Annotated in this window: 12 protein-coding genes; 6 read left to right on the forward strand and 6 right to left on the reverse strand. The window is 61.5% G+C overall.

Annotated elements, in window-relative coordinates; translation table 11 throughout:
• Nucleotides 1-77: 77 nt before the first annotated feature.
• The 5 genes from serS to lrp all read right to left on the reverse strand — a co-directional run bounded on the left by serS (nucleotide 78) and on the right by lrp (nucleotide 6,940).
• On the reverse strand, nucleotides 78-1,373 hold the full coding sequence (serS, locus tag PG898_RS05470) for a serine--tRNA ligase (protein WP_043132095.1): 1,296 nt from the start codon (nucleotides 1,371-1,373) through the stop codon (nucleotides 78-80).
• Between the two features lie 287 nt (nucleotides 1,374-1,660).
• Nucleotides 1,661-2,998 carry a replication-associated recombination protein A gene (locus PG898_RS05475; RefSeq protein WP_081934585.1) on the reverse strand — a complete coding sequence of 446 codons (1,338 nt, stop codon included), beginning with the start codon at nucleotides 2,996-2,998 and terminating at the stop codon, nucleotides 1,661-1,663.
• A 75-nt stretch (nucleotides 2,999-3,073) separates the two neighbouring features.
• Nucleotides 3,074-3,682 carry an outer membrane lipoprotein chaperone LolA gene (gene lolA / locus PG898_RS05480; RefSeq protein WP_043132098.1) on the reverse strand — a complete coding sequence of 203 codons (609 nt, stop codon included), beginning with the start codon at nucleotides 3,680-3,682 and terminating at the stop codon, nucleotides 3,074-3,076.
• A gap of 69 nt (nucleotides 3,683-3,751) precedes the next feature.
• On the reverse strand, nucleotides 3,752-6,256 hold the full coding sequence (locus PG898_RS05485; RefSeq protein WP_043132100.1) for a DNA translocase FtsK: 2,505 nt from the start codon (nucleotides 6,254-6,256) through the stop codon (nucleotides 3,752-3,754).
• Nucleotides 6,257-6,448: 192 nt separating this feature from the next.
• Nucleotides 6,449-6,940, reverse strand: coding sequence for a leucine-responsive transcriptional regulator Lrp (gene lrp, locus PG898_RS05490; RefSeq protein ID WP_005300047.1), 492 nt, complete (start codon nucleotides 6,938-6,940; stop codon nucleotides 6,449-6,451).
• 150 nt (nucleotides 6,941-7,090) lie between these two features.
• Here lrp and ald point away from each other — a divergent pair, with 150 nt between their 5' ends.
• The 3 genes from ald to PG898_RS05505 all read left to right on the forward strand — a co-directional run bounded on the left by ald (nucleotide 7,091) and on the right by PG898_RS05505 (nucleotide 10,639).
• Nucleotides 7,091-8,206 (forward strand): alanine dehydrogenase, encoded by a 1,116-nt coding sequence (gene ald / locus PG898_RS05495; protein ID WP_043132101.1) that lies wholly within the window; start codon nucleotides 7,091-7,093, stop codon nucleotides 8,204-8,206.
• A gap of 184 nt (nucleotides 8,207-8,390) precedes the next feature.
• The gene (gene trxB / locus PG898_RS05500) at nucleotides 8,391-9,341 is read left to right on the forward strand and encodes a thioredoxin-disulfide reductase (RefSeq protein WP_043132103.1); all 951 of its coding nucleotides are present in this window, start codon (nucleotides 8,391-8,393) and stop codon (nucleotides 9,339-9,341) included.
• Between the two features lie 56 nt (nucleotides 9,342-9,397).
• Nucleotides 9,398-10,639, forward strand: a complete 1,242-nt coding sequence (locus tag PG898_RS05505) for a diguanylate cyclase (RefSeq protein WP_043132104.1) — start codon at nucleotides 9,398-9,400, stop codon at nucleotides 10,637-10,639.
• A 102-nt stretch (nucleotides 10,640-10,741) separates the two neighbouring features.
• Here PG898_RS05505 and PG898_RS05510 read toward each other — a convergent pair whose 3' ends face one another.
• Entirely contained in the window at nucleotides 10,742-11,212 is a 471-nt protein-coding gene (locus tag PG898_RS05510; RefSeq protein WP_043132106.1) for a glycine zipper 2TM domain-containing protein, read from the reverse strand.
• 17 nt (nucleotides 11,213-11,229) lie between these two features.
• Here PG898_RS05510 and aat point away from each other — a divergent pair, with 17 nt between their 5' ends.
• From aat to infA, 3 genes are all read left to right on the forward strand, one after another.
• The gene (aat, locus tag PG898_RS05515) at nucleotides 11,230-11,937 is read left to right on the forward strand and encodes a leucyl/phenylalanyl-tRNA--protein transferase (protein WP_043132108.1); all 708 of its coding nucleotides are present in this window, start codon (nucleotides 11,230-11,232) and stop codon (nucleotides 11,935-11,937) included.
• A complete protein-coding gene (locus PG898_RS05520; RefSeq protein ID WP_042650310.1) occupies nucleotides 11,934-12,650 on the forward strand; it encodes an arginyltransferase in 717 nt (238 codons plus the stop codon). Before aat ends, PG898_RS05520 begins: the two co-directional genes overlap by 4 nt.
• Nucleotides 12,651-12,718: 68 nt before the next feature.
• Nucleotides 12,719-12,937 carry a translation initiation factor IF-1 gene (gene infA, locus PG898_RS05525; RefSeq protein ID WP_005300033.1) on the forward strand — a complete coding sequence of 73 codons (219 nt, stop codon included), beginning with the start codon at nucleotides 12,719-12,721 and terminating at the stop codon, nucleotides 12,935-12,937.
• Nucleotides 12,938-13,003: the final 66 nt, after the last annotated feature.

Here is a 13,003-nt window from a genome sequence, read left to right on the forward strand (position 1 = left end):
CCCTGCCGAGAGGGCGACTGGCGCCCAAATGCACAACGCCATGGCATGGCCATGGCGTTGTGCTGAGCAAGGGGGACTTAGCCGATGTGGGTCAGGCCACCCATGTAGGACTGCAGCGCCGCCGGGATGGCGATACGGCCGTCTTCCTGCTGGTAGTTCTCGATCACCGCCACCAGGGTGCGCCCTACCGCCAGGCCGGAGCCGTTCAGGGTGTGCAGCAGTTGCGGCTTGCCGTCGACACGCACGCGGGCCTGCATGCGGCGCGCCTGGAAGTCGGTACAGTTGGAGACGGACGAGATCTCGCGGTAGGTGTTCTGGGCCGGCAGCCACACTTCCAGATCGTAGGTCTTGGCGGCGCAGAAGCCCATGTCACCGGTACAGAGCGCCATCACGCGATACGGCAGCTCCAGCAGTTGCAGCACCTTCTCGGCGTGACCCACCATCTCTTCCAGCGCATCCCAGGACTTCTCCGGGTGCACCAGCTGGACCATCTCGACCTTGTCGAACTGGTGCATGCGGATGAGGCCGCGGGTGTCACGGCCATAAGAGCCGGCTTCGGAGCGGAAGCAGGGGCTGTGGGCGGTCATCTTGATGGGCAGTTCCTGCTCGTCGAAGATCTCGTCGCGGGCCATGTTGGTGAGCGGCACTTCGGAGGTAGGAATGAGGGAGAACTTGCGCACCTTGCCTTCGTCTTCCCCTTCGCCCTCGATACCTGTGTTGAACAGGTCCTGGGAGAATTTCGGCAGTTGGCCGGTGCCGTACAGGCTGTCCGGGTTCACCAGATAGGGCACGTAGCATTCGGTGTAGCCGTGCTGCAGGGTGTGCAGGTCCAGCATGAACTGCGCCAGCGCGCGGTGCAGGCGGGCAATCTGACCCTTCATCACCACAAAACGGGCACCGGAGAGCTTGACGCCGTTCTTGAAGTCCACGCCCTTGGCCGCTTCACCCAGATCGATGTGATCGCGCACTGGGAAGCTGAACTCGCGCGGGGTGCCCCAGCGGCGTACTTCCACGTTGTCGTTCTCGTCGCGGCCCACCGGGGTGGTGTCGCTCGGCAGGTTGGGGATGGCGTCTGAGATGGCCTTGATGTCGGCCAGCAGAGCCTCGAGCGCGACCTTGCTGGTCTCCAGCTCGTCGTTGATCTTGGTCACTTCGGCCTTGAGCGGAGCCACATCTTCGCCGCGACGGGCAGCCTCACCGATGGACTTGGAGCGGGCGTTGCGCTCGGCCTGCAGCTCCTGGGTACGGGACTGCAGATCCTTGCGTTTCTCTTCCAGAGCATTGACAGCCGCTACGTCCAGCGCGTAGCCACGTGTCGCCAGACGAGCGGCAGCTTCTTCGATATCGCTGCGCAGATATTTGGGATCCAGCATGGTTTACCTACTTTTTTAATGGGATCTGGGCCTGGGTCATCCGCCCTGGCGAGAAAACAGATCCGGAAGTTAACGTCGGTTGGCGCACCCCTATGTCTTCGGAATCGGGCCTTCTAAATCAAGAAGATGGTGCAAGGCCAAGACAAGCGGGGTCAGAGGGGCAGTGTAGCAGACCGCCCCCCCGCCCGAACAGGGCGTATTGCTGTCGTTTTTGCCAAGTTTGACGGCATCGGCAGGCTTATCTTCGCCGATCCGAGGGATCGCCATGCTGCCCGGACAACGTGTCTTTACTTGTCTCTTTGACGCGGGCTCTGCCGGTCCAGCTCGCGCAGGTAATCGAGCTTTTGGGTGATTTGCTTCTCGAGGCCCCGATCGGTGGGCTGGTAGTAGTGCTTGCCGGCCAATTCTGGCGGGAAGTACTCCTCGCCGGCGGCATAGGCGCCGGGCTCGTCGTGGGCGTAACGGTACTCGGCGCCATAGCCGAGCTCGCTCATCAGCTTGGTGGGGGCGTTGCGCAGGTGCGGCGGCACCTCGAAGTCCGGCAGGTTTTTGGCGTCATTGAGCGCCGCCTTCCAGGCGGTGTAGACCGCATTGCTCTTGGGAGCGCAGGCGAGGTAGACGATGGCCTGGGCGATGGCCCGCTCCCCTTCCGCCGGACCTATGCGGTGGAAGCAGTCCCAGGCAGACAGCGCCACCTGCATGGCACGGGGATCGGCATTGCCCACATCTTCCGAGGCAATCGCCAGCAAGCGGCGGGCGATATAGAGGGGATCGCAACCGGCACTCACCATGCGGGCATACCAGTAGAGGGCCGCATCCGGCGCCGAGCCGCGAATGGACTTGTGCACCGCCGAGATGAGGTCGTAGAAGTGATCGCCGCCCTTGTCGAAGCGCGCCACGTGCTCCCCCACCACGGCGGCGAGCAGGGCGCTGTCGATCACCCTCTCCCCTGTCCCATTGGCCTCGGCCATGTCGGCCAGGATCTCCAGGTAGTTGAGGGACTTGCGCCCGTCCCCATCCACGGCTTTGGCCAGCGCCGCTTTGACGCCGGGGGCAAAGGTGAGGCTGGGGTCATTGAGGCCACGGGGGTCTGTCATCGCCTGATCGATCATGGCGAGGATGTCCTCCTCCTCCAGCCGTTTGAGCAGGTAGACCCGGGCCCGGGAGAGCAGTGCGTTGTTGAGTTCGAACGAGGGATTTTCGGTGGTGGCGCCGATGAAGGTGATGGTGCCGTCTTCGATGTGGGGCAGGAACACATCCTGCTGGCTCTTGTTGAAGCGGTGCACCTCGTCCACGAAGAGGATGGTGCGCACCCCGCGCCAGCTGTTCTCCTTCGCCTTGTCGATGGCGGCGCGGATCTCCTTGATGCCGGAGGTGACCGCGGAGAGCCGCTCCACCTCGGCCTGGCAGTAGTGGGCCATCAGCTCGGCCAGCGTGGTCTTGCCGGTGCCGGGCGGTCCCCACAGGATCATGGAGTGGCAGTGCCCCGCCAGGATCGCCTTGCGCAGAGGCTTGTCAGCCCCCAGGATGTGCTGCTGGCCTATGTACTGATCCAGGTTCTGCGGCCGCATCCTGGCCGCCAGCGGACGAAAGTCCGACGAGAAATCCAATAAGAGGTTACTCATCTGTATTGACCCCCTGCGTCACGCCCGCCGCCGTTGACAGACGCACTGGCGAAAAATCCAGCGACCGCCTGCTCATCAGCGCTGATCGTCCAGCGTGACCCCCGCAGGCGTCTTGAACACGAACTCGTTGCCCTTGAGCACCGGCTTGCGGTTGAAGCTGCTCAAGGTGAATTCGCTCCACTGCCCCTGCGCCTCTTTCACGTCGAACCGGCTGATGTTGTTCTGACGGTCGAAGGTGATGCGGAAGGAGGCGATCAGCTCGTCCTTGTTGCGGCTGGTGACGGTGTAGACGTCCCCCTCCTGGGTCACGTCGTAGTTCTTCCAGAGCCCGACATCATTGCCGGCGATGAGCACGAAGGGGGTGTTGAGTACCGCATCCTTCATCTTGAGGGCGGTGACCTGTTCGACGAAGGGGTCATAGACCCACACATCCTTGCCGTCCGCCACGATCAGGCTCTCGTCCGGGGTCGTGGTGTGCCAGTTGAAGCGGTTGGGGCGCTGCACCAGCAGGGTGCCGCTCGCCTTCTGCAGCTCCTTGCCCTTGCTGTCATAGACGGTCTGGGCAAACTTGGCCGAGAACAGGCTGACACCCGTCAGCTTCTGCTTGAGATCGCTGGCCGCATCGGCCCACACCTGGCTGCTGGCAAGCAACAGTACAGAACCCATCAATAATGCTTTTTTCATCGCGATTCCCGTTGAAGAGGGCCAGATAAAAGGCCATGTCCGCAGACATGGCCAGGATGATATGAAGGCTTAATCACGCACCGGGGGCGGTGCCAGCACATCGCGCTGGCCGTTGCCCCCCGGAGAGCTGACGATGCCCTGGTTTTCCATCTGCTCGATGAGACGCGCCGCCCGGTTGTAACCAATCTTGAACTTGCGCTGCACGCTGGAGGTCGAGCCACGGCGGGATTCCACCACGAAGGCGACCGCCTCGTCGAACAGGGGATCCAGCTCCTCGTCACCACCGCCGCCGTACTCGCCGCCACCGCCCTCGCCATCCGACTCACCGGAGAGGATCTCCTCGATGTAGTTCGGCTCGCCGCGCAGTTTCCAGTCCGCCACCACCTTGTGCACCTCGTGGTCATCGACGAAGGCGCCGTGGACCCGGGTCGGGTTGGAGGTGCCGGCGGGCATGTAGAGCATGTCCCCCATGCCGAGCAGGGATTCGGCGCCGCCCTGATCCAGGATGGTGCGCGAGTCAATCTTGCTCGACACCTGGAAGGAGATCCGGGTCGGGATGTTGGCCTTGATGAGGCCGGTGATCACATCCACCGAGGGGCGCTGGGTCGCGAGAATGAGGTGAATACCGGCTGCCCGCGCCTTCTGGGCGATACGGGCAATGAGCTCTTCCACCTTCTTGCCGACGATCATCATCATGTCGGCGAACTCGTCCACCACCACCACTATGTGGGGCAGTTTTTCCAGCTCAGGCGGCATCTGATCCATGGAGTCACCCGGACGCCACAAGGGATCCCGCAGGGGCTCGCCCTCGGCGGCCGCGGCCAGCACCTTGTCGTTGTAACCCTTGAGGTTGCGCACCCCGACTGCGGACATCAGCTTGTAGCGACGTTCCATCTCGCCCACGCACCAGCGCAGGGCGTTGGCGGCATCCTTCATGTCGGTGACCACCTCGGTCAGCAGATGGGGGATCCCTTCGTAGACAGAGAGCTCCAGCATCTTGGGGTCGATCATGATGAAGCGCAGATCGTCCGGCGTCGACTTGTAGAGCATGGAGATGATCATGGTGTTGACCCCCACCGACTTGCCCGAGCCAGTGGTACCGGCCACCAGCAGGTGAGGCATCTTGGCCAGGTTCACCACCACGGGTTCCCCCGCGATGTCCTGCCCCAGCCCCATGGTCAGCGGATTGTGGCTGCCAGAGAAGGCCTCGCAGTCCAGGGTCTCACGCAGGTAGACGGTCTGGCGCACCCGGTTGGGCAGCTCGATGCCGACAAAGGTCTTGCCCGGGATAACCTCCACCACCCGCACACTGCTGGCGGAGAGGGAACGGGCGAGATCCCGGGAGAGGTTGGTGATCTTGCTCGCCTTCATGCCCGGCGCCAGATCCAGCTCGAAGCGGGTGATGACGGGGCCCGGATAGACGCCGACCACCTTGGCCTGCACGTTGTAGTCGGCGAGTTTCGCTTCTACCAGCCGGCCCATGCGGTCCAGCTCGTCCTTGCTCATCATCTGGGTCTTGGCGGGCGGGCGGTCGAGCAGCTCTATGCTCGGCAGCGGCGCCATGGCGGGCTGGGGGCGACGCTTGGGCTTGACCGGTGCGACCACCGCAGGCGCGGCAGCCTCCTCCCCTTCCGCCCAGGGCAGATCGAGTTCGTCATCCCCGTCATCGGCCAGGGCCGGCTGACGGCGGGCATTGGCAACGGCGGCGCGCTTGGGTCTGGCCACGGGCGCCGGCTCGTCCTCTTCATCATCGAATTGCGGATCGAACTGGAAGGTGTCGTCATCGAGCTCCGGCAGCCATTCGTCAGATTTTGACTTCTGGCTCCCCTTGGCCTTGGGGTTGCGCGTCCAGCTGCTATGGGGCTCGTCCTCTTCGTCGTCGAGATCGAGGGCGCCCACGCCCCCCTCCAGCAGGGGATCCGGCCCCTCAAAACGGGGCTGGCGCCAGCCGCCGGTGAGCCAGCGACCCAGGGTCGTCGGGAAATGGTAGATGGCGCTGACGCTGCCGGTGCAGGTGGCCCCGATCCGCTCGACTATGGTGAGCCAGGACCAGCCGGTGAACAGGGTGATGCCGGTGGCCACGAAGCAGAGCAACATCAGGTTGGCCCCGACCCCACCAAAGAGGGGCACCACGGCGGAGGCGATCACATCCCCCACCAGGCCGCCTGCGGAGAAATTCTGCAAGTCATTGAAGTTCATGCTGGCGATGGCGGACATCCCGAGCACCGTCAAGACAAAGCCGATGATGCGCACCGACAGGGTGAGATAGTCCACCTCCAGCAGCCGGCTCGGGCGCCAGAACAGGCTCCAGCCGAGCAGTACCACCAGGGGAGGTACCAGATAGGAGAAGGCCCCGAAGGTGAACATGGTGATGTCGGCGAGCCAGGCACCGGCGCTGCCCGCGAGGTTCTTCACCTCTCCCTGCCAGGAGGTCTGGGACCAACCGGGATCGGCGGGATGGTAGGTCAACAGGGCAAGCAAGAGATAGGCAGCCATCAGCGTGATGGCGATCAAGACGGCCTCGAAGATCCGTTGCGTACCTGACAAAGGAGTAAACAGCTTTTTATCGGCCAAACTCCGGCTCCTTTCTGAAAACATGTAATGCGGGGATAGGGGGCCTAGTATCCCTGAAAAGCCCACCGATTGTCAGCCAGTGCCTGAGGGCGGGGCCATGAATACAGTAATAAGAAGAAACGAGCGGACCGGCCGCTCGTTTCTGACTATCGTGACTCGTCGTGGTGCATGCAAGTCACAGCACAATCCCGCTTATCGGGTGCTGATCACCAGACGACTGCTCTGCTTGACCTCTTCCATCACCACATAGGTGCGAGTGTCATTGACGCCGGGCAGACGCAGCAGGGTTTCCCCCAGCAGGCGGCGGTAGGCCGACATGTCGCTGACGCGGGTCTTGAGCAGATAGTCGAAATCACCTGACACCAGATGGCACTCCTGGATCTCTTCGAGCACCTGAACAGCCTTGTTGAACTGTTCGAACACGTCGGGGGCGCCACGATTGAGGGTAATTTCCACGAACACCAGCAGAGACGCATCCAGATAATGAGGGTTCAGAATAGCGGCATATCCTTCGATATAGCCTTGACGCTCGAGGCGACGAACCCGTTCCAGACACGGTGTGGGACTCAGGCCAACTCGTTTGGACAACTCAACGTTCGAAATCCTGCCATCCTTTTGCAGTTCATTCAGAATGTTGCGGTCAATCCTGTCCAAATCCTTTAGCCGACTCTTAGCTTCCATCATTTAATTCCATCCTTTGGCTATTTTTTGGTAAGAATCACCAGTCATTTTATAATAATGGTCACAAATCCTGTCAATACCTGAATATACTAGGCGCAAATGTTGCTTAACATCTGGGCAACATAAACCACCAATCGATAGACGAGGGATAGCATGATTATCGGTGTACCTAAGGAAATAAAAAACCATGAATATCGCGTAGGCATGGTTCCGGCCAGTGTACGTGAACTGACAGCACGAAACCATACCGTTTTCGTCCAAAGCGGCGCAGGAAATGGCATTGGCTTCAGTGACGCAGATTATCTGGCTGCCGGAGCCGAAATTCTGGCCTCCGCGGCAGACGTTTTCGCCAAGGCGGAGATGATCGTCAAGGTCAAGGAGCCCCAGGCGGTCGAGCGCGCCATGCTGCGCCCGGACCAGACCCTCTTTACCTACCTGCACCTGGCGCCAGACCTGGCCCAGACCCGGGAGCTGGTCGACAGCGGCGCCGTCTGCATCGCCTACGAGACCGTCACCGACGGCCGTGGCGGCCTGCCCCTGCTGGCCCCCATGTCGGAAGTGGCCGGACGCATGTCTATTCAGGCCGGTGCCCAGGCGCTGGAGAAGTCCCGCGGCGGTAGCGGTGTGCTGCTCGGCGGCGTACCCGGCGTCGAACCGGCCAAGGTGGTGATCATCGGTGGTGGCGTGGTGGGTTCCAACGCAGCCCGCATGGCCATCGGCCTGCGTGCCGACGTGACCATACTCGACAACAACATCGACACCTTGCGTCGTCTCGACAGCGAGTTCCAGGGGGCGGCCAAGGTGGTCTACTCCAATCGCGAGACCCTGGAGCGCCACCTGCTGGCGGCGGATCTGGTCATCGGCGGCGTGCTGGTACCGGGCGCCACTGCGCCAAAACTTGTCAGCCGTGACCACATTGCGCGCATGAAGCCGGGCTCCGCCATCGTGGATGTGGCCATCGATCAGGGTGGCTGCGTCGAGACCTCTCACGCCACCACCCACGAGGATCCCACCTTCATCGTCGACGAGGTGGTGCACTACTGCGTAGCCAACATGCCGGGCGCCGTGGCCCGCACTTCCACCGTGGCCCTCAACAACGCCACCCTGCCCTTCATCATCAAGCTGGCGGAACAGGGTTATCGCGGCGCACTGCTCAGTGATCCCCACCTGTTGCACGGCCTGAACGTGATGGCGGGCAAGATCACCTGCAAGGAGGTCGCCGTGGCGCACAACCTGGCCTACACGGATCCCCTGACCCTGCTGAACTGATCCCGCCCCCGCCAGGGAGCGTCGATGAGTGAAAATCCGCCCGCGATGGGCGGTTTTTTTATGGCTCAAATCCAGCCATCCTTTCCTCTCTTTGGCGATTGCCACAATCGATGCCCTGGCCTTTGACCCCGGATCACGAATTACCTACAATCGCGCAAACTCATCACGTCTCGGAAATCACATCATGAGCCAAGTTACTCATAGCAAACTGCTGATCCTGGGCTCCGGCCCGGCGGGTTATACCGCCGCCGTCTACGCCGCCCGCGCCAACCTCAATCCCCTGCTCATCACCGGCATGCAGCAAGGTGGTCAGCTGACCACCACCACAGAGGTGGAAAACTGGCCAGGGGACGCGGAAGGGCTGACCGGCCCGGCCCTGATGGAGCGCATGAAAGAGCATGCGGAAAAATTCGATACCCGCATTCTGTTTGATCACATCAATGAAGTGGAGCTGACCCAGCGCCCGTTCCGCCTCAAGGGTGACAACGGTGAATACAGCTGCGACGCGCTGATCATCGCCACCGGCGCCTCCGCCAAGTACCTGGGCCTGCCTTCCGAAGAGGCCTTCAAGGGCCGTGGCGTCTCCGCCTGTGCCACCTGTGACGGCTTCTTCTATCGCAACCAGGAAGTGGCCGTGGTCGGCGGCGGCAACACCGCCGTGGAAGAGGCGCTCTATCTGGCCAACATCGCCAAGAAGGTGCATCTCATCCATCGCCGCGACGAGTTCCGCGCCGAAAAGATCCTGATCAAACGTCTGCACGACAAGGTCGAGAGCGGCAACATAGTGCTGCACACTCACCAGACCCTGGACGAGGTGCTGGGTGACAACATGGGCGTGACCGGCGTGCGCCTGCGCAGCACCCGGGACGACTCCACCTCCGAGCTGCCGCTGATGGGGGTCTTCATCGCCATCGGTCACCAGCCCAACACCCAGATCTTCGAAGGCCAGCTGGCGATGGAAAACGGCTACCTCAAGGTGCGTGGCGGCCTGGAAGGGTTCGCGACCCAGACCAGCATCCCGGGCGTGTTTGCCGCCGGCGACGTGGCCGACCACGTCTACCGTCAGGCGATCACCTCAGCCGGTACCGGCTGCATGGCAGCCCTGGATGCCGAGCGATATCTGGACGCACAATAAGCACAAGGATATAAAGGGCATGCCAAGTGGCATGCCCTTTTCTTTTAAGGAGCCGGATGAAACGGAAAATATTGATTGTGGAAGACAGCCTGACGATTCGCCGCATGTTGACTCAGGCCATTTCGCAACAAACCGGGCTGGAGATTGATGCGTTCGATACCCTTGAAGGCGCCCGCGACTGTCAGGGCGAAGAGTACGTGGTCGCCCTGGTGGATCTCACCCTGCCGGATGCCCCGAGTGGAGAAGCCGTCAATGTGCTGCTGGAACGTGGTCTGCCCGTGGTGATCCTCACCGCCGACATCAGCGAGGAGAAACGGGAAGCCTGGCTGGAGGCCGGTGTGCTGGATTACGTGATGAAGGATTCACGCCACTCCCTGCAATACGCCGTCAGCCTGGTGCACCGCCTCTACCTCAATCAGGCTATCGAGGTGCTGGTGGTCGATGACTCCCGCACCTCCCGCCATCGCACCGCTGCCCAGTTGCGCAAACAGCTGCTGCTGGTGCACGAGGCAACCTGCGCCCGGGATGCCCTGGCCCTGCTCGAGCAGCACCCGGCCATTCGCCTGATGCTGGTGGATTACTACATGCCGGAGATAGACGGCATCAGCCTGGTGCGGATGCTGCGTGAGCGTTACAGCAAGCAGCAGCTCGCCATCATCGGCATCTCGGTGTCGGACAAGCACGGCCTCTCTGCCCGCTACCTCAAGCAGGGGGCGAACGACTTTCTCAACCAGCCGTTCGAGCCCGAGGAGCTGCAGTGCCGGGTCAGCCACAATCTGGAGGCGCTCGAGCAGTTCAACAACATCCAGGAATCGGCCAACCGCGACTACCTGACCGGGCTCTACAACCGGCGTTACTGGTTCAACGAGGGGCAGAAGTGGTTCGAAGAGCATCAACGTCAGCAGGCGCAGCTCGCCCTGTGCGTGCTGGACGTGGATCATTTCAAGCAGGTCAACGATCACTGGGGCCATGCCATCGGCGATCAGTTGCTCTGCCACCTGACCCGGCTGCTCACCCAGTTCTTCCCGGATGCCATGATAGCCCGTTTCGGTGGCGAGGAGTTTGCCCTGATGGTGCCCCACTGTCCGGTTCCCGTGCTGCTCAAGCGGCTGGAAGGGCTGCGGCAACAGCTGCGTCAGCAGCCGCTGTCACGGGAAGTACCGCTCTTTGTGCGCGCCAGCTTTGGCGTCATCAAGGTCGGGCGGCTCTCCATGGACGAGGCGCTGAGTGAGGCAGATCGCCAGCTGTATCAGGCAAAGAACACAGGTCGCGACAAAATAGTCTGCCAGGACGCCTGAGCGAGTCTCGAAAGAGACACTCCGTGTAGTACCGCCCGGCGCCCCTTGCGGCCGCCGGGTTATTCCCCCTTCTGATTGCACTCTACCCGCTCACGGGTTTCCTCAATAGGTCTTGTCGACCCGCACCCCATCGCTGAAATAGAGGATGCGCACCTTGTCTCCGCTCGCAAACACCATGGCCGGATCGTAGTCCTGGATAACGTTGATGAGCCCGTTCTGTTCATTGCGGATCAAGAGCTCCACCAGCTGGTTCTCCACCACGCTGCCACCGGACTGGTAGTGCTGCACCGCAGCAGCCCCCGCCAGTGCCCCCACGGCGGTGGCGATCTCCCGCCCATGACCGCCGCCAAACTGGTTGCCAAGCAGTCCCCCCAGCACGGCGCCACCCAGGGTTTTCCAGCCGGTATGCTCGGATTCCAGCACCTGGCGCTGGGTGATGTTGCGCACCGTGTCCACCTGGCCAAACACCACCTGATCGACGGGGCGAGCCGTATTGCGCTCGTAGGGTGCAGCCCAGGCGGGCGCCGTGACAAAGCCCAGCAAGCTGGATACTATCAGGATAATGGCCTTCATCTGTGAACCTCTGTCTTATGTCTCGCTATCTCACCGAACTGGATGATGAGCTGTGCTGGTTTCCCTCCCCCAGCCATGCGCTGGAAGAACCCAATGGCCTGCTGGCGATTGGGGGAGATCTCTCCCCTGCCCGTTTGCTGGCAGCTTATCACAGCGGGATCTTTCCGTGGAATGAGCCACATCAGCCGCTGCTGTGGTGGTCGCCGGATCCCAGGGGGGTGATAGTGCCCGATGAGCTGCACATAGGGCGCAGCCTGCAGAAGTATCTGCGCCGCACCCCCTTCGACATTACCATCGATCATGCCTTCGATGAGGTGATAGCGGCCTGCGCCGCCCCCCGTCGCAGCGCCAGCGGCACCTGGATAAGCGCCCCCATGATCGACGCCTATCGGCAGTTGCACCGCCTGGGCCATGCCCACTCCGTCGAGATCTGGCAGGATGGTCAGTTGCAGGCGGGGCTCTATGGTCTCTCCCTTGGCCGCCTCTTCTGCGGTGAATCCATGTTCAGCCGCATCGATAACGGCGCCAAACTGGCCATGGTGGCGCTCTGTCGCCACTTCGCACGCCATGGGGGTGCCCTCATCGACTGCCAGATGCAGAACGACTTCCTGGCCACCCTGGGAGTCCAGGAGTGGCCAAGAAGCCGGTTTCTGACCACATTGGCGAGCCTGATCAAGCAACCACTGCAAGACGGTTGCTGGCAGCAGAGGAGAATCAGCCTATGACCGAAGAAGTGATCCTCAAGGTAGGCCTGACCCCCAGACACCCGTGTAGCTACCTCGGCCATGAGCAGGAGCAGTTGCTGGTACTGATGGATCATGAGCTGCTCAATGCGGCCGGTTACGAGCGGCTGCTGACGGCGGGATTCAGGCGCAGTGGCAACGACATCTATCGCCCCCATTGCCCGGCCTGCAGCGCCTGCCAGTCACTGCGCATCCACAGCGAGCGTTTCGTGCCTAACCGCGGCCAGAAACGCGTTCGTCAGCTGAACCGGGATCTCGAGCTGGTGCTGAGCTACGACGACAAACCCGAGTATTACCAGCTCTATGAGCGCTACATCCGCGAGCGCCACCACGATGGCAGCATGTACCCACCGAGCCGCACCCAGTACAAGGGATTCCTGCACTGCGACTGGATGCCACCGCTCTACATGGAGATACGCAAGGAGGGACGCCTCATCGGGGTGGCCACCACGGACCTGCTCCCCCACTCCATGAGCGCCATGTATACCTTTTTCGATCCCGATTATGCCGACCGCTCTCTGGGCACCTTTGCCATTCTGAGCCAGTTGGAACTGGCCAGGCGCACCGGTCGCAGCTGGCTGTATCTGGGCTATCTGGTGGAGGCGTGCCGCAAGATGAATTACAAGCGCCAGTACCTTCCCCACGAGCTGCTGGTGCAGGGAGAATGGAAAAATATCGACACCAAGCCCGAGTAAACTTTACACATAGCCTTAAATCCGGCATGATCCAGCGGTTTTTTGTTGTGGCTTATCAAGAGGATTCAATGGCTAAAGAAGACAGTATTGAGATGCAGGGTACCATTCTCGAAACCTTGCCCAATACCATGTTCCGTGTGGAACTGGAAAATGGTCACGTGGTTATCGCTCATATTTCCGGCAAGATGCGCAAAAACTACATCCGTATCCTGACTGGGGACAAAGTAACGGTGGCTCTGACTCCGTACGATCTCTCCAAGGGACGTATTGTTTTCCGCTCTCGCTAAGCCAGGAATTCAGCAAAAAACCCCAGCCTCGCGGTTGGGGTTTTTTGTCGTTTCTGGCCTCAATCA

Source organism: Aeromonas sp. QDB31 (assembly GCF_027707605.1).
GTDB classification, from domain to species: domain Bacteria; phylum Pseudomonadota; class Gammaproteobacteria; order Enterobacterales; family Aeromonadaceae; genus Aeromonas; species Aeromonas media.

Bases quoted from the DNA above. Each gene is read 5' to 3' on its own strand.
- serS (WP_043132095.1), bottom strand. From the start codon at position 1,373: ATGCTGGATCCCAAATATCTGCGCAGCGATATCGAAGAAGCTGCCGCT.
- PG898_RS05475 (WP_081934585.1), bottom strand. From the start codon at position 2,998: ATGAGTAACCTCTTATTGGATTTCTCGTCGGACTTTCGTCCGCTGGCG.
- lolA (WP_043132098.1), bottom strand. From the start codon at position 3,682: ATGAAAAAAGCATTATTGATGGGTTCTGTACTGTTGCTTGCCAGCAGC.
- lrp (WP_005300047.1), bottom strand. From the start codon at position 6,940: ATGATGGAAGCTAAGAGTCGGCTAAAGGATTTGGACAGGATTGACCGC.
- ald (WP_043132101.1), top strand. From the start codon at position 7,091: ATGATTATCGGTGTACCTAAGGAAATAAAAAACCATGAATATCGCGTA.
- trxB (WP_043132103.1), top strand. From the start codon at position 8,391: ATGAGCCAAGTTACTCATAGCAAACTGCTGATCCTGGGCTCCGGCCCG.
- PG898_RS05505 (WP_043132104.1), top strand. From the start codon at position 9,398: ATGAAACGGAAAATATTGATTGTGGAAGACAGCCTGACGATTCGCCGC.
- PG898_RS05510 (WP_043132106.1), bottom strand. From the start codon at position 11,212: ATGAAGGCCATTATCCTGATAGTATCCAGCTTGCTGGGCTTTGTCACG.
- aat (WP_043132108.1), top strand. From the start codon at position 11,230: ATGTCTCGCTATCTCACCGAACTGGATGATGAGCTGTGCTGGTTTCCC.
- PG898_RS05520 (WP_042650310.1), top strand. From the start codon at position 11,934: ATGACCGAAGAAGTGATCCTCAAGGTAGGCCTGACCCCCAGACACCCG.
- infA (WP_005300033.1), top strand. From the start codon at position 12,719: ATGGCTAAAGAAGACAGTATTGAGATGCAGGGTACCATTCTCGAAACC.